Annotated in this window: 13 protein-coding genes and 1 riboswitch; of the genes, 7 read left to right on the forward strand and 6 right to left on the reverse strand. The window is 60.9% G+C overall.

Annotation, left to right across the window (positions count from 1 at the left end; translation table 11 throughout):
* Positions 1-69: 69 nt before the first annotated feature.
* Complete coding sequence (locus tag AC3IR3_RS10885; protein WP_489192020.1) at positions 70-2,394, reverse strand: TonB-dependent receptor; 2,325 nt, start codon at positions 2,392-2,394, stop codon at positions 70-72.
* Between the two features lie 415 nt (positions 2,395-2,809).
* Between AC3IR3_RS10885 and AC3IR3_RS10890 the strand changes: the two genes are divergently transcribed.
* Together AC3IR3_RS10890 and AC3IR3_RS10895 are read left to right on the forward strand one after the other, a co-directional pair.
* Entirely contained in the window at positions 2,810-3,262 is a 453-nt protein-coding gene (locus AC3IR3_RS10890; RefSeq protein WP_489192022.1) for a YybH family protein, read from the forward strand.
* 2 nt (positions 3,263-3,264) lie between these two features.
* Entirely contained in the window at positions 3,265-3,843 is a 579-nt protein-coding gene (locus tag AC3IR3_RS10895) for a helix-turn-helix domain-containing protein (protein ID WP_489192024.1), read from the forward strand.
* 182 nt (positions 3,844-4,025) lie between these two features.
* Here the strand turns inward: AC3IR3_RS10895 and AC3IR3_RS10900 are convergent, their stop codons facing one another.
* The 5 genes from AC3IR3_RS10900 to AC3IR3_RS10920 all read right to left on the reverse strand — a co-directional run bounded on the left by AC3IR3_RS10900 (position 4,026) and on the right by AC3IR3_RS10920 (position 12,354).
* A complete protein-coding gene (locus AC3IR3_RS10900) occupies positions 4,026-4,673 on the reverse strand; it encodes an ankyrin repeat domain-containing protein (protein ID WP_489192026.1) in 648 nt (215 codons plus the stop codon).
* 67 nt (positions 4,674-4,740) lie between these two features.
* Positions 4,741-6,279, reverse strand: coding sequence for a catalase (locus AC3IR3_RS10905; RefSeq protein ID WP_489192027.1), 1,539 nt, complete (start codon positions 6,277-6,279; stop codon positions 4,741-4,743).
* A 141-nt stretch (positions 6,280-6,420) separates the two neighbouring features.
* Entirely contained in the window at positions 6,421-7,641 is a 1,221-nt protein-coding gene (locus tag AC3IR3_RS10910; protein ID WP_489192029.1) for an SGNH/GDSL hydrolase family protein, read from the reverse strand.
* 25 nt (positions 7,642-7,666) lie between these two features.
* On the reverse strand, positions 7,667-10,102 hold the full coding sequence (locus AC3IR3_RS10915; RefSeq protein ID WP_489192031.1) for a glycosyl hydrolase family 95 catalytic domain-containing protein: 2,436 nt from the start codon (positions 10,100-10,102) through the stop codon (positions 7,667-7,669).
* On the reverse strand, positions 10,099-12,354 hold the full coding sequence (locus AC3IR3_RS10920; protein WP_489192033.1) for an alpha-galactosidase D: 2,256 nt from the start codon (positions 12,352-12,354) through the stop codon (positions 10,099-10,101). Before AC3IR3_RS10920 ends, AC3IR3_RS10915 begins: the two co-directional genes overlap by 4 nt.
* Before the next feature lie 243 nt (positions 12,355-12,597).
* Between AC3IR3_RS10920 and AC3IR3_RS10925 the strand changes: the two genes are divergently transcribed.
* The 5 genes from AC3IR3_RS10925 to AC3IR3_RS10945 all read left to right on the forward strand — a co-directional run bounded on the left by AC3IR3_RS10925 (position 12,598) and on the right by AC3IR3_RS10945 (position 20,265).
* Positions 12,598-13,734, forward strand: coding sequence for a phosphotransferase enzyme family protein (locus tag AC3IR3_RS10925; RefSeq protein ID WP_489192035.1), 1,137 nt, complete (start codon positions 12,598-12,600; stop codon positions 13,732-13,734).
* Between the two features lie 18 nt (positions 13,735-13,752).
* A riboswitch (TPP riboswitch) is annotated at positions 13,753-13,848 on the forward strand.
* Between the two features lie 52 nt (positions 13,849-13,900).
* Complete coding sequence (locus AC3IR3_RS10930) at positions 13,901-16,066, forward strand: TonB-dependent siderophore receptor (protein ID WP_489192037.1); 2,166 nt, start codon at positions 13,901-13,903, stop codon at positions 16,064-16,066.
* 1 nt (position 16,067) lies between these two features.
* Positions 16,068-16,649 (forward strand): nicotinamide riboside transporter PnuC, encoded by a 582-nt coding sequence (gene pnuC, locus AC3IR3_RS10935; protein ID WP_489196913.1) that lies wholly within the window; start codon positions 16,068-16,070, stop codon positions 16,647-16,649.
* A 538-nt stretch (positions 16,650-17,187) separates the two neighbouring features.
* Complete coding sequence (locus AC3IR3_RS10940) at positions 17,188-18,807, forward strand: glucosyltransferase domain-containing protein (RefSeq protein ID WP_489192039.1); 1,620 nt, start codon at positions 17,188-17,190, stop codon at positions 18,805-18,807.
* Positions 18,808-19,026: 219 nt separating this feature from the next.
* Positions 19,027-20,265 (forward strand): NRAMP family divalent metal transporter, encoded by a 1,239-nt coding sequence (locus AC3IR3_RS10945; protein ID WP_489192041.1) that lies wholly within the window; start codon positions 19,027-19,029, stop codon positions 20,263-20,265.
* Positions 20,266-20,271 lie beyond the last annotated feature (6 nt).

Below are 20,271 nucleotides of genomic sequence, written 5' to 3' on the forward strand. Positions count from 1 at the left end.
CGGTACGTGGTTCGGAATAAAGGATTCCGGATCGCCACGCGGCATGGTCGCCGCGTGGCTCCGTGAAGCTCAGTACTGGTATTGAACCGTTACACCGATCGTGCGCGGCTGGTTGATCGCCACGCGGCGGGTCGTCGGCAAGTCGGCCGAGATGGCGACCGGCAGATCGGTTTCGCCATGCTTGTCGAACAGGTTGGTCGCGTACAGCGATATGTCGAAGCCGTTGCGACCTTCTACACCGACGCGGATGTTGGTGGTAGCGAAGCCCTTGCGCCGGTAGAAAGGACTATTCCGGTCGTAAAGGAAATTCGAGTCGCCGACATAGCTCATGTCGGCGCGTGCGAAGCCGTCGTAATCGGCATTGACGCGACGGCGATACTCGGCGCCAACGGAACCGGTAAAGCGCGGGACATTGACCAGACGGTCGCCGTCTTTCGCCGAGGTGCCGGGAACGTCGTTCTTCAGATGCGCATCGTTGTAACCGAAGCCCGCGCTCAGCGTCACCGCATCCACGGGGAGGAATTTCAGTTCGAGTTCGGCGCCCTGGCTTACCGCGTTGCCGAAATTCGCGGTGATGTTATAGCCGCAACCGAGCACGATCTGCTGCTGCACGTGGTTCCAGTCGATGTGATAGACCGACGCGTCGACGAGCAGGCGACGGTCCATCCATGCACTCTTGAAACCCAGTTCGTAGTTCCAGAGGGTGTCCGGGTTGTACTTGTTGAGCTGGGACTGGCTCAGGCCCAGCCCCGCCACTTCCGTACCGCACAGCGCGGCCGGTGCGGGGTTGTTCGGGCCGCCGGGACGATAGCCCTCGGACGCCGTCGCATAGACCATGTTGTCCGCATCGATCTGGTACTGCAGGGTGAACTTCGGTGTGCTGCCGTAATCCTTCGAGCTGCTATGCACGCTGCTCGGACCGCCATTCAGGAGACCATCGCCACTTTGCGAAAAGCCCTGCTTCACCTCGAACGCACGGATACCCGCGCTCGCCTTCAGCTTGTCGGTAATGTTCCAGGACAGCTCGCCGAATACCGCGTACTCATCGAGCGTGGCGTTGCGCGCGCCGGCATATATCGTGGAGTACGCCGGGAACGGGGTGCCGAAGGTCTGGTTGAATCCCGCGGGATAAGGAATGGAGGACGTCAATGGCGCTCTGACATCGTGATAGAACGCGCCAAGGATCGCCTGCACCGGACCGTCGATCTTGCTGGTCGCCCTCACCTCTTCCGTGAATTCCTTGTTCTTGTAGCTACCGTACATCGTGACCGGATAAACGCTGGGCAGCCCGAAGAAATAGTTGATGACCTTCGAACTGTCGTCGCGCAGGCTGATATCGCGGGTGAAGTAAGACGTGGAGGACATCAGCTCGAAGGTATCGAACTGCTTGTGGATGGCAATATTCGAGATCGTCGACTTCTGGACATTGGCCTCGTCGACGTCGCGAACCTGATAGGGATTGCCCAGCGAGGCCGGTATCTTGTCGTAGGTAAACGGCGAGCCGAGCTTGGAGTACTGGTAGATCACGCTGGGCGTGATGGTCAGCGTATCGTCCGGCTTGATGAGCATGGCGATGCGTGCGCCATACGTCTTATAGGTGTTGACGTTGTCCTGTTTCTTGCCGGATGGGTCCGCCGCAAGGTAATTGGACGGACTGATGGGATAGCGATCGATGTAACCGTCGTCGTCGCGGTAGTACGCGGACACGCGCAGAGCCACCTTGTCCTTCATCAGCGGAATATTCAGCACGCCGTTGACGTTGGCGTTCGCGCCGCCATGATGCGTGCCGGACACGTCGGTCTTGATGCGGGCCTCGACATTGTCCAGATCGGGCTGATTGGTCACGTACTTGACCGTGCCGCCCATGGAACTGGAACCATAGATGGTGCCCTGCGGCCCACGCAGGACTTCGACGCGCTCGATATCGAACACCGACGGATCGATCACGCCACGTGTCGACAACAGGGCAGCGTTGCTCGATGCCGCGATGGGCACGTCGTCGAGGTAATAGCCCACGGTGGCAGCAGAGCCGGCGCTGGAAGAAATACCCCGAATAATGAGGTTATTTTCGCCGGGACCGGACGAGGCGACCGTCAACGAAGGAGCGATGCGCGCGAGATCGACAAGACTGGTGACACCCTGGCGTTCGAGCTGCTCGCCCGTCAGCGCCGTCATGCTGATCGGTACTTTCTGGATGTCCTGTTCGCGCTTGGCGGCCGTGACCGTGATGCCCTCGAGCGTCTGCGGCGTATCGGACGCCAGTGTTTTCTTCTTGTCGGCCTTAGTCTGATCGGCACCGGTTCCGGCGGCATCCTGCGCCTGGACCCCATCGACAGTCAGCGCAGCGCTCAGCAGGGCTACGTAAAGAAGGGTGTGCCTGAGATCGTGTTTCATGTGACTCCCCGGATAGCGGCTGAAAGAAGCGGCCTGTAAGACCTGCATACCTCCCGCGCACGCCTGTCGTACAGGCGCGTTCGCGGTACATCGTGTGTGCGTTGCTACCCCGGCCGCCGAGTGGATGAATCCACTGGAACGGCCCACGTCCGGTTACTGCCAGATGTCCCTGACCGGCTGCGCCTTCATTCCCCTGGCACCGGATATCGCCTGGCCGCCTGCTTAATCGCGCGTTTGCGATTCATGGCCCTGCCCGATTTCGATCAGATCAAAAAGTTTTGATGGAGTCAAGCGTTTTAGGTTAGGATCGAAACGCGGGTGCCAGATAGCTTGCAAAGGGTGCCGATGCATTCCAGTCGGGTACATTTACTGGTGTCGTCGGTAGAGCTGATTCGTTCAATGTTCCCGGGATGCCATGAAAAACTTATCCGTCCTTTTCTGTGCCGCCGGTGCAGTCGCGATGGCTGCCACCGTGTCGGCTGAAACACCTTCCATGTCGACGCAGCAGGCTATCGGGCAGGCACTGGATGCCAGCGCCGCTGCCTGGTCGGCCGGCGACCTGAAGACCTTCATGGAGCTGTATGAGCGCGCTCCTAACACGCGATATGTCAGTGCCAAAGGTATCGTCGAAGGTTACGACGCGATCGAGGCGATGTACGCGTCGCGCTTCAAAACGCCCGGCACCGCCGGCATGGGCAAGCTGACGCTCGAGGTGATCGACGTGAAGTTGCTGGGTTCCCAGTACGCATTCGTCATCGGCCGCTATCACCTCAAGCCGGAAACCGGCGACACGGTATCGGGCCTGACCACGTTGCTATTTCATAAGGTCGGCTCGCGCTGGCTTATCAGCGCCGATCATTCGTCGTAACCATGGCGAGCCAACAGCCTGCGCCGGAGAAAACCGTTGGACTGAGCATCGGCGCCGCGATCCGCGATCGGCGCCGCGGCCTGGGCCTCACGTTACAGGGCCTCGCCAACGGTTCCGGTCTTTCGATTCCGTTCCTTTCGCAGGTGGAACGGAATCTCGCCCATCCTTCGCTGCTGTCGCTGGAAGCCATCGCGCAGGCACTGGATGTCGATGTCGACTATTTCGTGGGCGTGCCGACACCGGGCCAGATCGTTTGCCGGGCCGATGAACACGATCGTATCGACCTGCATTCGCCAGTGGTTTACGAGCGGCTGAGCGGTCGTCACGCCGAGCGCAAGATGGAAGCGCTACGGCTGATCGTTCCCGCCGGCCTTGCCGCGCCCACGATCCACCGCGAGGGCGAGGGATTCTGGTACATCCTCAGCGGTACGCTCGAGATGACCGTAGGCAGGAAGAAATTCGTGCTCAACGCCGGGGATAGTGCCCATTTCGACCAGCGTCATCCGTACAGCATGCGCAATACCGGCAAGTCCGACGTCCGCATGATCTGGGTCGGAACGCCGGCCATATTCAAGGATTGAAGATGCCAGGAGCGGGGGGGATGGGTAATGGGGGCGCACTTCCGGCGATCGGCTGAGGGAACGACAAGCGCCCGGCAGACGTTGCCTCCGCCGGGCGCTTGTCGTTCCCTCAGCCGATCGCCGGGTCGACGCCCCCACTACCCATCCCCCCAACCCCCGCGGAAGCCTTACCCAGAGCGTCCCTAACGACTGGCGCCCACCTTGCGTAACGCTGCCGCGGACTCGTCATTGCCTTGCTTGAGCACGACCCGCAAAGGCGTATTGCCTCGTACATCGGTGTGGTTTGGATCGGCACCGCGTGCCGCGAGCAGGGGAATGAATTCCAGACGGCCGAACAGCGCGGCGAAAGACAGGGCCGTTTCGCCGGAGTTGTTCGCCTGATCGATGGGGCAATGCGCGTCGAGCAGTCGTTTCGCAATAGCCGTATGACCTTTGTATAACGCTCCCATCAGCGCGGTATTGCCGTTACGGTCACCGCGACAGGCGTCGGCACCGATGCCCAGCAGATAGTCCAGCGCTTCGGGCTGCTCGTCGTAGGCGGCCAGAATCACGGCGGTATAGCCGGACGATGTCTGTGAATCGATGGGGTAATGCGCTTCGCTGAGCGCACGAAGGATATCCGTTCGCCCTACCCTTGCGGCATCGAACCACGGCTGGTCGTAGCGATGGGCATCGACCCATTGGGCGTTCGGTATTTCGCGAATTCGGTCGCCATGGATCAGCAGTCGCAGCGCGGGAAAACAAAAATAGGCGCCGGCGGCAATAAGAATGGCGAGTATGGGCAGCACGACGTAAAGCGTGCGACGTCGCCGGAGCGGACGAGAGGACATAGCGGTTTCCCGGGAAAGTGACGACATGACTCCGGGCCGTAACGCGCCGGAGTCATGTCATGGAACGTCAGTCCTTCAACTGCGCCGCCGCAGCCTTCACCCGCGCGACATCGGCACGGGTCGCCTTCGCAAGGCGGCTACCGTAGTCCGGATCGGCTTTGTAGAAATACGAAAGCATCGTGTACTTGTTGCTTTCGTTGGTCACATTGTTGAGATCGGCACTCAACGTGGCGATCAGGTCGGACTTGTCCTGTGCCGATAGCGCACGGTAATACTCGCCGGCCTGCACGAAGTTGCGCGTCTTCGCGATCGCCTGTTGCTGCGTGGTGCCGCTCAATGCCGTACTCACGAGCCTGGCCTGCGGATCTTCCGGTACTTCCTTGACGCCCGAGGGCTCGAAGTTGATATCGCCCTTGCGGCCACTGATGTTCATATTGCCGTCCTGGTCCTCGTTGTTCACGGGAACGGCGGGACGGTTGATCGGCAGGCTCTGGTAGTTGGCGCCCAGGCGATAGATCTGCGTATCGGCATAGGCGAACAACCGGCCCTGCAACATGCGGTCTTCCGAGGCTTCGATGCCCGGCACCATGCGCGAAGGCGCGAACGCCGACTGCTCGGTGCTTTCGAAGTAATTGTCCGGCACGCGGTTGAGCGTCATGGTGCCGATCTTCTTTTCCGGGATGTCAGGCCAGATCTTGGTGTCGTCCAGCGCATTGAAGTCGAACCGGGCGAGATCTTTCGGTTCGAGCACCTGGATATACAGATCCCACTTCGGATAATCGCCGGCCTTCAGCGCCTTGTAGAGATCGTTGGTGTGGTGGTTCCAGTCCCCGGCAAGCGACGCCGGCACATCCTTCGGACGGATGCTGTGCAGGCCCTGCACACTCTTCCAGTGGAACTTCACGTAGTGCACGTCGCCCTGGGCATTGACCAGCTTGAAGGCATGCACGCCGAAGCCATCCATATGCCGGTACGAGTCGGGCATGCCTTCGGCCGAATACAGGCGCGTGAGCATCGCGGTGGCTTCGGGCGTATGCGCGAAGAAATCGAACGCCAGATTGGCGTCCTGTACGTTGGTTACCGCGCTGGGCTTGTTCGCGTGAACGAAGTCGGGGAACTTGATCGCGTCGCGGATGAAGAAGATCGGCATGTTATTGCCGACGAGATCCCAGTTACCCTGCTGCGTATAGAACTTCACTGCGAAGCCGCGTGGATCGCGCGCCTGCTCGGGCGAGCCGCGGTAATTCATCACCGTTGAAAAGCGTACGAATACCGGCGTCGTCGTGCCCGGCGTGAATACTTTGGCCTTGCTCAGCGACGATATATCGGCATCCGGCTGGAAAACGCCGAAAGCACCGGTACCGCGCGCGTGCACAACCCGCTCGGGGATACGTTCGCGATCGAATCGTTGCAGTTTTTCGATAAGGTGCGAATCCTGCAGAAGCACCGGACCGTCCGGCCCTGCCGTCTGCGAATTCTGATTGTCTCCAACGGGCGCACCAGCGTCGGTGGTTAACCGGGCATCCTGTGCACTGACTGCGAATGCGCTGCTGGAGACCAGGGCTAGGAGGGCATATTTCGCCACGAAACTACTTGTCGTTTTCAATGAGACGTCCTCTTTGGCGGGTTGCGCTATCGCGCGCTGCATTAGCACCTCCGCGGCCATGGAACGTCCAATTGATTGTTCGGATCAGCCCGATAGGCAACAACGATTCATATCATTCGTTGTTGTAGAAAATTCTCATGACTATTTCGTCAGCAATCGAAGATCGACCGCATTCGCCATGGCCTGCATGCCAGCCGCGTTCGGATGAAGATGATCGCCGGAGTCATAGCTGGCGCGCATAGCCAGCGGATCGGAGGGGGCTTGCATAGCCCGATCGAAGTCGATGACGCCATCGAAAGCACCGCTGCTGCGTATCCACTGGTTGCAGGCCTGACGGATCGCCTCGTGTGCCTCGGTGTAGTATCCGGCGCCTTTGTTCGGAAGCATGGTGCCGCCGACGATGCGTACGCCTGCATCGTGCGCCTGCCGGATCAGCTTCCGGTAGCCGTCGATCAGGTCCTGTGCGGTCAGAGGGCCGCCATCCGGCCCGGCATCGTTGCCGATATCGTTGATCCCTTCCATCAGGATGACCGTCCGCACGCCCGGCTGCTCGAGCGCATCGTGGCCGAACCGCTTGATGGCACTGATGCCCTGCCAGATATTCGGTACGTCCGTAAGAACACGGTTCCCGCCGATGCCTGCGTCCACGACGCCCATGGGATGGCGGTCGTCGGCAAGTCGGCGCGCCAGGTAGTCGGGCCAGCGGGCATACGCGCCAACAGGCGTGTTGTAGCCGTCGGTAATGGAATCGCCGAAGGCCACCACGGTACCGTCGGCACGGGAAACGATGTCCAGACCGGACAGGTAATACCATGAGGTGGTCAACTTGATGTAGTTGCCACCGTCGGCATCGCCGGAGCGATCCCCCGAACCGGATTCGGACAGATAGGTCGTATCGAACGCGTCGGAATGCCAGGTGGCCGAACTGGTAGCTTCAGGGAGATACATGCTGACCAGCAGGTTCTGCCCGGCGTCCACCGTCATCGGGATCGGGTCGCTGAATACTTCCGCGCCGGCCGGGATGGTGAAATTCGTGGCAAGCCATACGGTCACCGGACGCAACGAGCCTGCGACGGCTTCGGCGCCATGGGCCTGGGCGGCGATACTCACCTTCCCTACGACCAGCGGCGTCGTGCCGCGCAGGTTGGACAGGTGCAGGACCAGCGACGACCCGCCGACACTCGCATGCACGACCATGCGAATGGTCTGCTTGTCGAAGGCCGGTCCACCGATGGTCACGCTTGGCGCCCACGCCGCGATGCGCTGGATGTGTCTGTACTGCTTTTCCGCAAGCGCACCGCTTGCCGCGCCTGTTGCCGCCAGCAGCATCAGGGTCATCAGCCCGATCTTCTTGATCGTCATCGGTGTCGCCTCTTCGCTGGTTTGCTTAACCGATCTCCGGCCCGATAGTGATGGATTCGCCGGCTTGCAATGAAATCTTCTTCGACTGCGCGCCGTACTTCAGTGTGGTTTGCGTGCCGCCGACACTATGCAAGGTAACGGCGGTGACTTTACCGTCGCGCCAACGCAGGTCCACCTTGAATCCACCGCGCGCGCCGATGCCGCTGGCGCTTCCACTGGCAGCCCATGCCTTCGGAAGCGCAGGGAGCAGCTCGATCGAACCGGGCCGCGAGTACAGCAGCATTTCCAGCATCGCCGTGGGAGTACCGAAGTTGGCATCTATCTGGAAGGCATCGGAGTTCTCGTCCAGTTTGTAGAAATCGAAGAAGTTCTGCGAGGTACCGTTGCCGTGGTTCTTCGACGGCAGCAGATTGGTGAGCAGCAGCTGATAGGCGTTGTCCGCGTTCTTCAGCCGTGCCCAGCAGATCGCGCGCCAGGCGCAGCCCCAACCGTAGCCGGTCATGCCACGGGCTTCCAGCAGTCGGGTCACACCGTCGATCAGCGCCGGCGGACTCGTGTCCGTACTGATGCGATCGCCCGGAAAGAAGCCGATAAGCGGCGACAGATGGCGATGCGTCGTCTCGCCAAGATTGTCCGGTGTCATCCATTCTTCGAGCCAGCCGGTTTCGCTGCTGATCTGGGGCAGATATAGCCGAGCCTGCAATCGACCGATCGTCACGGCATAATCGGCATCGCGTCGCAGCAGGCGACTTGCCTGCCGGTAGTTTTCGAACAGATCCCAGACCAGCTCCTGCGCATAGGTGATGCCTTTGGCATTCGTCGGCCCCTGCTCCGGCGACCAGTCCGAGTCGTCGATCAATACATCGCGTTTGAGCCCGGTCGCGGGATCGGTCACGTTTACGGTCAACAGGCGCGCCTCCCAGAACTGACAGGCCCCTTTCAGCAACGGATAAATGCGCGTCAGATAGTCGCGATCCGGTACGTACTGATAATGCTGGTACAGGCTGTTGCACAGCCAGGCGCTCCCCGCCGGATGCCACCACCAGCCGTTGCCGCCATAGATGTTGGTGGAAATAGCCAGGGTCCAGCCGGCAAGCTTGCCCGAGCTATTGCGGAAGCCATTGCTTGGATCGTTGAAGAATTGCTGCGTGAGTGCCGTCCACGAATCGAACTGATCGAGGCAGTACGTCGCCAGTGCATCGAAGCACGACGACAGGCCTGCCCTGTCCGGCAACCAGTAGTTCATCTGTATGTTGATGTCGGTGTGGTAGTCGGCCATCCATGGCGGCGCGTTGTCGCTCAGCCACAACCCTTGCAAACCGGTCGGCAGTTTGTCGCGCGATCCGGCGATGGTGAGGTAGCGGCCGAATTGCAGATAGGTCGCTTCCAGTTCCGGATCGGCCGCCGCGCCGGCTTCGGCACGCGCCTGAAGACGTGTCCAGCTATCCATGCCGCGCTGTTCGTTGCTCGACGCGCCGAGATCGACGCTCATCGCATCGAAAAGGCAGCGATGATCGGCTACATGCGTGTGCAGGAGCACCTGCGACGAGAGCTTCAGCGCCGCATCGACCTTGCGCTTCGCGAGCGCAAGAGGGTCCAGCGCTGGATCCATATAGCCTGTCGCATGATTCGGCGTGTAGTTTGTGCCTCCGCAGAAGACCACGGTCAGGCTCTTGCATCCGTCGAACCGGAGTGTCGATCCGCTGGACGCGACCTTGCCCGACGAACCCGCTGCTTTCACGGTCGCAGCGTACTTCAATCCGTTGTCCAGCGTGCCGGCGAAGTAGCTGGAAGGCTTGCCCGCCTCGCCATGCGTGGTTTCATTATGCGTTCCTTGCAGATCGATCGCCCCGTTGTATACGCCGCCACCGCTCTGCGACAGATGGACAACGACGATATCGTCCGGATGACTGGCGAAGATTTCACGCACATAGGCGACGCCGTCTTTTTTGTACGAGACGCGGACATAGCCGTTGCTCAGGTCCAGTTCGCGACGGTAATCGGTCAGGCTGGAAAACTCGTGTCCATCCACCGAAAGATACAGCTTGGCCAGCATGACCAGACTGCCGAAATCCGACGTCGCATAGCCGAACTGCCCGTTGCCATCCAGCGAAGCGTTCCGCCCGCCCAGCCACATCGAGCCATCGGTCAGGTAAAGGAAATCCCGCATGGGATCGCCGCCGACCAAAGCCCCGAGACGGCCATTGCCAATGGGTAGCCCTTCGCGAAGTACATCGGCTTCGACGGCGGGCGTGTCGTACCAGAGCCCGAACTTGCGCCCCGCAAGCAGCGGCGAAGGGCCAGTGGGACGTTGAACCGCCGCGCACGCCGTGAACGTCGGCAGGCCAAGTACCGGAAGCAAGGCCGTCAGGGTGCCGGTCATTTTCAGGAAGCGCCGCCTTGCGGCCAGCGCTTGCGGCAAATCGTCGGGCGGTGTCTGTCCTTCGTTTTCTTTCTTCATAGCCGACCACATGTCTGCGTCGTGCCGCCGAACGATCCGCTCGAATCGACCCATGGCGCGACAACGATACGATCGAGATCCGGTGCGTTGCCGCTGGGATTGCCCATCTGGATCGTGTTCGTTCCGGCCTTCAGCTGGACGCGTACGATCGTTGTCGCAGGGTCGTCGAACGAACTGCCGTTCAGATCCAGCGGCTGGGATTTGCCGCCATTGACCGACACGAACAACGTGCGTACGCCGTTCGTCTGATAGTCGATTTCAAGCTGATACGTGCCAGCGGTGGGGACGGTGATGTTGGAGAAGGTCACCGTATTCACCGCGCCACCGCCGATGTTTCCGGCTTTGGAAAGACCGGATGCATAGTTGCTGAAGCCCGCCGTCACGGCACCGCCCAGCGTGGCAGCTTCCGCCTCGTAGGTCGTCCCGGTCGGCAGGACGGCATCGCCGTTGCCGCTGACAACGATGCGGTCGAGATCGGGCGGATAGCTGGTGGGATTGCCGAACTGGATGCTGTTGTAACCCGCCTGCAAGCAAATCGGAACCGTGCTTGAGGACGGCAGAAGGAAGCTGCTGCCGCCGGAGTTGAAGGTCTGGAACGGACCGTTGCCGACTTTGAACAGGTAGGAGCGCAACCCGAGCGTCAGCGAATCGACCCGCATCAGATACACGCCGGAACGACGCGCATAGACGTTGTTGAATATCACCGTGTTGCCGGAGCCAAGGCCCAGACCGCCTACTTTCTTTCCACCCGAGCAGCCGTCGCAACCGGAAACGACAGCGCCGCCGGCCAGCGATGCGGATTCGGCTTCATAGCTTGTGGAAGGCACGGGAGGCACACGATCGACAGATGACCGGACTTTCAGCAAGCGCACGCCGTGACCTTCCAGCCGGGTCGAAAACTCGCCCCACGATGGGCCGAGATCGGCATGTGCCCACAGGTCGCGTACTTGCCGCACGCCTGCGAGTCCGAGCACGTTCCACGGCAGCCTGGCCACGGTCGGCGTCGCGTTCATGTTGAACAGCGCGACGTTGTAGCCGCCGTCACCCAGATCGGTAACCCATACCTGCATATCGCCGCCGAGTACCTGTTTGGCGGGCTTGCCGGACTGATTGACTGCGATGACCTCATCGTTCGTCGCCAGCTTCTTGCCGAAATCGTCGATCTTCGTCAGATCGCCGCCCAGGTACAGCGGCGCATTCGCTATCGCCCACAGCGTCATCGCGGATCGCTTCTCGTCCTTCGTGAGACCGTCCAGATCGCCGTCTCCGATATCGAGCGAATCCAGGTCGTTCCAGCCAAGCGTGGGGCCAGCGGCGTTCTGCCATGCGGGCAGATCCCTGAATCGCTTGTAGATGCGCGGCCAGTTGGAAAGCGTGGCGCAGCGACTTTCGCATTCGACGTCGTCGTCGATCCGGCGCGCATTGGAGAACTGTTGCCAGGTGCCCAGATAGTCCTGACCTACCGCCCACGAAACCGTCAACCAGATGGGACGCCCGCTTTTCGCGATCGCTTTGGACCATGCTTCGACGTCGGATCGATTGTCGATACGGAGGTCGTCGTTGTACGAACCCGGCGTCACGCCGTCGAGCTTGATGAAATCGACGCCCCATGACGCGAACAACGCCACGACGGAGTCGATGTATTCCTGCGCGCCCGGCTTGGTGAAGTCGATTTTGTAGTGATAGGGCGATGTACCCGATCCACCGAACGCGTTGCCGGCGGTGTACGGCACCGTCAGGATGTCCTGGATGCGATACGGCGTCCCGAGGATCGGCGAGTTGGCAAGAACAGCGGGCTCTTCCACGCCCGGAATCCAGTAAATGCCGGCCTTCTGTCCGTTGCGATGGATATGATCGATCAGTCCCTTGAGGTCGGGAAATTTCACCGTATCCGGCGTGGGACGGCCGTTTACGTCGAAGCTGCCCTGCCAGCCCGAATCCATGTTGATGTAGTTGTAGCCATGCGCCTGCAGTCCCGAGGAAAGCAACGCATCGGACTGCGCGACCATGCTGGCCTGGGTGAAGAATTCGGAATCGATCGTCTGCTGGCTGAAGCTGCTCCAGCCGAGATACGGCTTCTGGGCAATGCCATTCACCTGCGCGCTTGCCATCGACGCAAGCCCGAGCAATCCACAGGCCAGAACGCTACGTGGAAAGAGGGAACGGATGACTCGATGCAGGGAGGGGCGGCCGTCGCGTACATGATGGGCCGGGATGTTCGAATCGTGAGGCGCAAATACACAGTCTTCCATCGAAGAATTCTTCCTTCAGATATGAAACGCACACGAGCGGGCGTTCGTCGATATCCCCCGGGCATCTCGACGAAGAGTATTTGTCATACAAATAAAAAGTAAGCCCGCGCGGCTTCCACTGTCAAGCAATCTTTGCCGAACGAAGTGAGACGTAGCGCATGGGTTCGCGCGCGCGGGTGATAGACTTCCCGCCCTTTCGCAAAACGACATGCAGAACGACATGGAAGGCTTCGCGTAACAGCCATGAGCGACATCACCCATCGCATTCACGGCGTCGCCGGCGACCATGTCGCTCCCGATTGGCCGCCCATAACCCGCAGCGAAGTCGACGACCTGCTTCGGGGTTATGCCGTGTCTGGCGCGATCCACGGTATCGAGTGGCACAGCCCTCGCCCGTTATCGGCGGCATGTCTGGTGCGCACCGAAACGGCGACACTCTTCGTCAAGCGGCATCATCGCCGCGTCCGGACCGTTGCCACGCTGAGCGAAGAACATCGCTTCATCGCGCATCAGCGAGCGAGGGGTATTCCGGTGCCTCGCGTCATGTGCGATCGCAATGGAAACTCGGTCGTCGCTATCGACGTCTGGGTTTACGAAGTGCATGAAGCCGCTACCGGCATCGATCTCTACAGGGACGTATTTTCATGGTCGCCACTGGCTAATGTTGGCCATGCATTCACTGCCGGCCGGATGCTGGCCGCCATGCACGATGCCGCAACGGATTATGTTGCTCCGCAACGCAATACGCATATTCTTGTCGCCCGCTGCGACCTCATCGCGGCTCCCGATCCCATCGCCGCGTTGCAGGCACAGCTTCCCGATCGCCCGGGTCTGGCCGCCTGTCTGAATGAGCGCGACTGGATCGCGGACCTGCGACGTGCGCTGGCGCCATGGCATGGTCGTGCCCAGCCACGTATCGCACGGGAACCGCGACTGTGGACGCATGGCGACTGGCATGTTTCGAACCTCTTCTGGAGCGGCGACCGGGGCGATGCGTCTGTCGCCGCTGTACTGGACTTCGGGCTGGCGGCCGAAACCTTCGCCCTGTTCGATCTGGCGACAGCCATCGAACGCAATGCCATTGCATGGCTACAGCTCGAACAGCCCGATGCGGCGCACATCGATATCGCTCTTGCCTTGATCGAAGGCTATCGCCGGCGTCGGCCTCTGGACGCCGGCGATATCCACTTGCTCGCGGATATCCTGCCGATCGTCCACGTCGACTTCGCGCTCTCCGAAGTCGAGTATTTTCATGGTATTACCGCGTCTTCTTCCGACGCGGACGTGGCCTATACGGCGTTCCTCCTCGGCCATATCGCCTGGTTCCACACACCGCCGGGGCAGGCTCTGCTGCAGGCCGTCCGCGCGCTGGCCGGCTGATTCGTGGTTCAATACGCGTTCTAGAAGCGGGGGTGCCTGGCGTTGCCGGGCTGAGATAGTCCCTTAGAACCTGATCCGGTTAGTACCGGCGTAGGGAGCTTAAAGATTCAGGTCGCCCCCGGTGACCGGATCTCCGTCGCTTCGTCCGTATACCTCGACGACGACCATGATCAATCTCCGCACCACCTCTACCCTGCTTCTTCTGTCTGCCACGGCGCTCGTGCATGCCACCGACGAGCCGGCTACGCCACAGACCACCACGCTCGCTCCCGTGGATGTGAATGCGAAAGTCGCCAATGGCTATCGCGCCACCGATTCGCAGCTCGGTTCGTTCGGCGTATCGTTGCACGACGTTCCCGCGTCGATCACGGTCATGACGCGCGATCAGATCGACGACCGGCAGCCGCGAAGCCTGAGCGAACTGGTCCGCAGCGATGCCGCGATCGGCGATAACTACGCGCCGATCGGCTACTACCAGGATGTATCCATTCGCGGCTTCCCCCTGGATCTGGCGACCGGTTTCCGCTTCAACGGAACAATGATGTCCGCCGAGCAACCGCTCGCGCTCGAAGACAAACAGAGCGTCGAAGTGCTCAAGGGACTTGGCGGTATCGAAGCGGGCATCGTCGCACCCGGCGGCCTTATCAACTACGTCAGCAAACGGCCGGAGACCGTACACACGGTCACCGCCGGTACCGACTCGCACGGGTCGACGTACGAAGCACTGGACCTGGGCGCGTGGCTCAGCCCGACCTTCGGCGTGCGCGTCAACGCGGCAAACGAGAAAACGCACTCGTACATCGAACATGCGAATGGCCGCCGCAGCTTTGTATCGCTGGCAGCCGACTGGAAAATCGGATCGAAGACGACGATCGAGCTGGACACGGATTACCAGCACAGCGGCCAGCGCTCCGCATCGGGATACCAGTTACTGGGTGGCACGGACATTCCTCGGCACGCCTCCCGTACGCGCTTGCTCGGTTACGAGCCCTGGCAGCAACCCGTCGGCATCGCGGCAAGCAATACGTCGCTTCGCGCGAACTACCGTTTCAACGAGCAGTGGAACGCGCAGATCTCGGCGGGTCACAGTCGCACGAAAATCGATGACAACGTCGCCTTCGCCTATGGCTGCTTCTACGCCGAGTCGTGCGCAACGGGCGCTACGCCCGGTTACTTCTTCGCCCCGAACGGCGATTACGATGTCTACGATTACCGCAGCCCGGACGATACGCGACAGAACGACGAACTGCGCGGCGTATTGAGTGGTTCGTTCGACACCGGCGCAATCGGTCACGAACTGAATCTGGGCATAAGCGCCTTCCATCGGACGGTGGATCATCGCCCCTATGTTTACGACTACGTCGGTACCGCGAACATCGCCGATGCGCAGCCACCTTATTTTCCGCCATCGCCGAACGAACCCGGCCCATCCGCGCGTCGTCTCGACAGCTGGCAGCGCAGCGTGTTCGCGACCGATCGCGTGCACCTCGGCGAAGCGTGGCAGATTCTGGCAGGCGGCCGCTTCGTACGTCTTCACGAACGTGCTTACGACGACGCGGGTGCACCGCAACGCGATACCCGCTTCCAGAAATTCCTGCCGCAAGCCGCATTGATCTGGCAACCGATCGCGCCGCTGACCACCTATGTCAGCTATACGAAGGGGTTGTCTCTCGGCAATGACGCCCCGTACTGGACGTCCAACGGCGGGACGACATTGCCGCCCCTGCTCTCGCGACAGATCGAAGCCGGCGCCAAATACACATGGAGCGATGCGCTCGATCTTCAGGCCGCCGTATACCGCATTACCCAGTCGTATCAGTTCGCACAGCCGGACACGTCGGCCGCGGGATTCACCTTCGTGCAGCGCGGTAACGAAGTACATACCGGTATCGAGTTGAATGCGGCCGGCAGGATCAGTACGAATCTTCGCCTGACGGCCAGCGTCAACGTGATCGAGGCGCGCGCGCACGACACCGGCACGCCCGCGTTCGAGGGGCATCAGGTCGTCAACGTTCCCCGCCTGCGCACGGCCGTATATGCGAACTATCGCCTGCCGTTCGCCCCGCAGCTGAGCCTGCTTGGCGGTTGGCGCTATGCCAGCGCGAATACGGCGACGGCGGATGGTCTCGCGCGTGTTCCGGCCTATCACGTATTCGACGCGGGGCTGCGCTACGACATGGACATAGCCGGACATGCTCTGACGTGGCGACTGAACGTGGACAACGTCTTCAACCAATTCTACTGGCGGGACACAGGGACATCCGGCGGCGATCGCTACCTGTTCCCCGGCGCACCTCGCCTCGCCCGGTTGTCGGTTACCTATGACCTCTGAAATGTCTCTCTACGAGGCGGGTGCGGCGCTCGTCAGCGCCTGGGCCGTCTGGCTCACGGCTCGCCGGCGACCGTGGTGCTACCCGATCGGACTGGTATCGGTCCTTGCGTACGCGTGGATCTTCACCGATTCGAAGTTGTACTCCGACGCGGCACTGCAGATTGTATTCGCGCTACTGCTGGTTTACGGCTGGCACCGCTGGTTACGTAACCTCGACGACAACGGGCTCGTGCGGATCGCGCCCCTGTCGCGCCGGGAAGCGACAATGCATTTGACGGTGGGCATCCTCGCGGCACTCCTCCTCGGCTTCGTCATGCATCGATGGACCGATGCCTCCCTGCCCTGGCTCGACGCGGCCCTGGCCGCTTTCAGTCTGGTCGCGCAATGGTGGCAGGCGCGCCGCCATGTCGCGGCGTGGTGGCTGTGGATCGCGGTCGACGTCGTCTACGTCGGCGAGTATCTCTACAAGTCCCTGTTCATTACCTCGATCCTGTACGCGGCGTTTGTCGTTCTTGCGGTGATCGGGTTGCGTACCTGGCGCCGGGAGCGCCACGTCGGGCAATCGGTCGTCGCACAGGCATAGTGAAGGTTCATCACGCCTTTTCGGGCGGGCGGCTCGTCCGAACGCTGCGGTCACTTAGAGGAAAGCATCGTGTCGATGCATTGGTCTAGCTGACCGCATGCCGGTCCCGTCCCATCGCGTGCTTGGCTCGCGCTCTCCCCACAGCAAACCGCAACCGACGGTGCCGTGGCCGGGTTGGCCCTTGGGGCCGCCTTAGCCGAGGGCCGCGATACCCCACTGACGGAGCGAAGTGGCGCTACGGCCCGCTCCCGCAGGGACGGCGCCGAAGGCCCCAAGGGCCAACCCGGTCGCGGCCTCCCCGACGCACGAGCGTGAAGCGGCTGCCCTCGACCGAAGATCGACGAGACCGTCAGGATGTCCCCGACAATCCGTGAAGAACCCTAAAGACCAGGACCGGGCTTGCAGGCGAACAACGTCGTTCGCGTCACACGTTATGTGCAGGAAACGCACCGCGGTTCGCGTGACAACGTTGCTAGCTCGCAAGGCGGTGATAAGCTGCCGGGCTATATAAATAACGCCAGAAAACAGGTGCTCCGCCTTGAGTCAGTCGCTACCCCACCGCCATCCCGTCGAGGCTCCTGCCGACCGTCCGAACAGCGATGTCCGCGTCTTTTTCTACCTGCTTTCGCTGTATTTCCTGATCATCATTCCGATCCTGCGTGCGAACCGGTACTTCAACGACGATCTGAAGCGGGCACTGATCGGGCGTACCGGCTGGGATTCCAACGGTCGGCCGCTGACTACACTGCTGATGAAGCTGCTGCAGAGCTACGACCGTGCACTGGTCGATATATCGCCCCTGACCCAGATCGCCGCTATCGCCGTACTTGCATGGGTCGGGGTGCTCATAGCGCGCAGATATGCTATCCGTTCGCCGTGGATGGCGGCGCTGGTCGCCTTCCCGTTGGGAGCGCAGCCATTCTTCCTGGAAAACCTGTCGTACAAGTTCGATGCCCTGAGCATGGGGCTGGCGATCTACTTCGCGTTGCTGCCGATCCTCGCGCTTAAAAATCGTCGCCGAGGCTGGTGGTGGGGCGTGCTGGCGATTTTCGCCAGTCTCAACTTCTATCAGCCCGCCATCAATGTCTACCTGATCTTCGTCCTGCTGGACCTGGTCGTCAGCCAGCTTCACGGAATGACGCCGCGACTGTTGCTGAAACAGTTCCTGTCGCGGGCGTTGCAGGCAGGCGCAGGCATGCTCGTTTACCAGCTGATCGTGGGGATCCACATCAACGGCTGGGTAAAAATCAAAAGCGAAAAAATTCACGGATTCCAGGATCTGCCCGTACTGAAAACGAATTTCGTCGATTTCTATACGTACATTGCAAAATGCTTCAACGAACAATGGTGGATGTATTTCGGCCCGGTTCTGGTTTTGCTGGCGTTCTTTCCCGTGGCGATCGGCCTTCGCTACATGGCCCGCGTCCGCTCCACGCATCCGGCCTGGGTCGGCCCCACCCTCCTCGTTACCAGTTTTCTGCTGCCACTGGCGGTGCTTGTCTGCGTACCCGGTCCGATGCTGCTGCTATTGAGGCCGGAAACCGAACCGCGCGTGTTCATGGGCGTGGGCGCGGTACTGGTCGCCGGACTGATCGTCATGCAGGCGGCCATGGCGCAATGGCGACGATCGGACAAGTGGGCTCTGGCGGTCGCCTGCATGCTGGCCCTCGGCATGTGTTCGTTTGCCAGCGCCTATGGCAATGCCCTCGGCGAACAGAAGAACTACGAAGACCGGATCGGCGCGCGTCTTGCCGACGACCTGGCCGATTTCAGGACAAGCCACGGCATCCATACTTATCTTCTCGACGGCTCGGCGGGTTATTCGCCGATAACGTCGCATGTCATCGAACAGTTTCCTCTGGTCCGGTGGCTGGTTCAGCCCTACATCGATGGGGACGAAACGTTTCTGACCCCCTATTTTCTGATGTATTACGTATCGGATATCGCCGATATGCGCTTCCGTGCCGACGATGCCGCCATGCAGCGGGTATCCGGAGTCCTGACGAAAGCCTGCCCGCTGCCCGTGATACGCAGCACACAGGCTTACGACGTTCGCCTGGTCGACGACATCGCGGTGGTGTCGTTCCGATCCGCCAGCGCACGTTGTTCCGCCGGCAACGCCAGGACCGATGTCTCCGGGGAGTCCGACGCGAAATAGCACGGGACCGGGCCGCAGCGGGTACCCGGCTCGTCCAACACAACGCATTCACGTCATCGAGATGAAGCTTGCCCGCGGGACAATCCGAGGCGCTGGTGAGCGATACGCGCAATCCAACGGTCGCTTTCATGCTTGGGGGAAGAGACGTCAATGACGCGCTCAAACGCAAAGGAAAAGTCTTCGCGGTCGTTCGATAGCGGTAAGGGTAAATCGTCGTTAATGAAAAAGCTGAGCGCCGGCCTCATCACCGGTGCGGCCGACGACGATCCCAGTGGCATCGCCACGTATTCCCAGGTCGGCGCGGCCTATGGTTACGCCACGATCTGGAGCCTGCTGCTGGTGATGCCGCTTATGATCGCCATCCAGGCGATCAGCGCGCAGATCGGGCGAGCTTCCGGGCAAGACATTGCCTCGAACATGCGCAAGCACTATCCGCACACGCTGGTCTACGTGCTGATCTTCTCCGTCGTCCTGGCCAACATCATCAATCTGGCGGCCGATATCGGCGCGATGGGCGCCGCATTGAAACTGCTGATCGGCGGACCGGCGCTTCTGTATGCCGCGGTCTTCGCCATCGTCTCGCTGCTGCTGCAGATTTTCGTGCCCTTTTCGCATTACTCGCCCGTGCTGAAGGTGCTTACCCTGAGCCTGTTCGCGTATGTCGGCACGGTGTTCGTGATCCACGTACCGTGGGGCGAGGTGATAAAAGGCATCGCGATCCCGAAGGCGACGTTCGACGCCAGGTATGTCGTCGCCATCGTCGCGGTACTCGGCACGACGATCAGTCCCTATCTCTTCATCTGGCAGGCCGCACAGGAAGTCGAGGAAATCAGGGGCGAATCCTATCGCACAGCTTTGAAATGGGCGCCATGGCAAGGACCGGGCGCACTCGCCCGCATCCGGTTGGATACCTCAATCGGCATGATTTTCTCCAACGTCATCGCGGGCTTCATCATCCTCACCGCCGCGGTTGTGCTGCACGCGCATGGCAAAACGGATATCCAGTCCTCGTCGGAAGCGGCCGAGGCTTTGCGCCCGATTGCCGGACGCTTTGCCTTTGCGCTGTTTGCGGCAGGCATCATCGGTACCGGGCTGCTGGCGGTGCCCGTACTGGCGGGTTCCACCGCTTTCGCGGCAGCCGGTGCCCTCGGATATCCCTGCGGTCTGGAGCACAAACCCAAACGCGCGAAGTTGTTCTACGGCGTTCTGATCGTCGCCAGCCTGGTCGGTATAGCGCTGAACTTTACCCCCATCGATCCGATCAAGGCGCTCTACTGGAGCGCCGTCATCAACGGCGTGGCCGCGGTGCCGATGATGGTCATGATCATGTTCCTGAGCATGAACAGAAAAGCGATGGGCAAATACACGCTCAATACATCGCTCAGGATCTGGGGCTGGATTGCTACGGTCGTGATGGCCATCGCTGCGGCGGTTATGTTCCTGACGTGGGGAAAGTAAGTTCCG

The organism is Luteibacter sp. GL_149 (assembly GCF_057834065.1).

Coding starts and splice junctions, on each gene's coding strand:
- AC3IR3_RS10885 (WP_489192020.1), bottom strand. CDS start 2,394: ATGAAACACGATCTCAGGCACACCCTTCTTTACGTAGCCCTGCTGAGC.
- AC3IR3_RS10890 (WP_489192022.1), top strand. CDS start 2,810: ATGAAAAACTTATCCGTCCTTTTCTGTGCCGCCGGTGCAGTCGCGATG.
- AC3IR3_RS10895 (WP_489192024.1), top strand. CDS start 3,265: ATGGCGAGCCAACAGCCTGCGCCGGAGAAAACCGTTGGACTGAGCATC.
- AC3IR3_RS10900 (WP_489192026.1), bottom strand. CDS start 4,673: ATGTCCTCTCGTCCGCTCCGGCGACGTCGCACGCTTTACGTCGTGCTG.
- AC3IR3_RS10910 (WP_489192029.1), bottom strand. CDS start 7,641: ATGACGATCAAGAAGATCGGGCTGATGACCCTGATGCTGCTGGCGGCA.
- AC3IR3_RS10915 (WP_489192031.1), bottom strand. CDS start 10,102: ATGAAGAAAGAAAACGAAGGACAGACACCGCCCGACGATTTGCCGCAA.
- AC3IR3_RS10920 (WP_489192033.1), bottom strand. CDS start 12,354: ATGGAAGACTGTGTATTTGCGCCTCACGATTCGAACATCCCGGCCCAT.
- AC3IR3_RS10925 (WP_489192035.1), top strand. CDS start 12,598: ATGAGCGACATCACCCATCGCATTCACGGCGTCGCCGGCGACCATGTC.
- AC3IR3_RS10930 (WP_489192037.1), top strand. CDS start 13,901: ATGATCAATCTCCGCACCACCTCTACCCTGCTTCTTCTGTCTGCCACG.
- pnuC (WP_489196913.1), top strand. CDS start 16,068: ATGTCTCTCTACGAGGCGGGTGCGGCGCTCGTCAGCGCCTGGGCCGTC.
- AC3IR3_RS10945 (WP_489192041.1), top strand. CDS start 19,027: ATGAAAAAGCTGAGCGCCGGCCTCATCACCGGTGCGGCCGACGACGAT.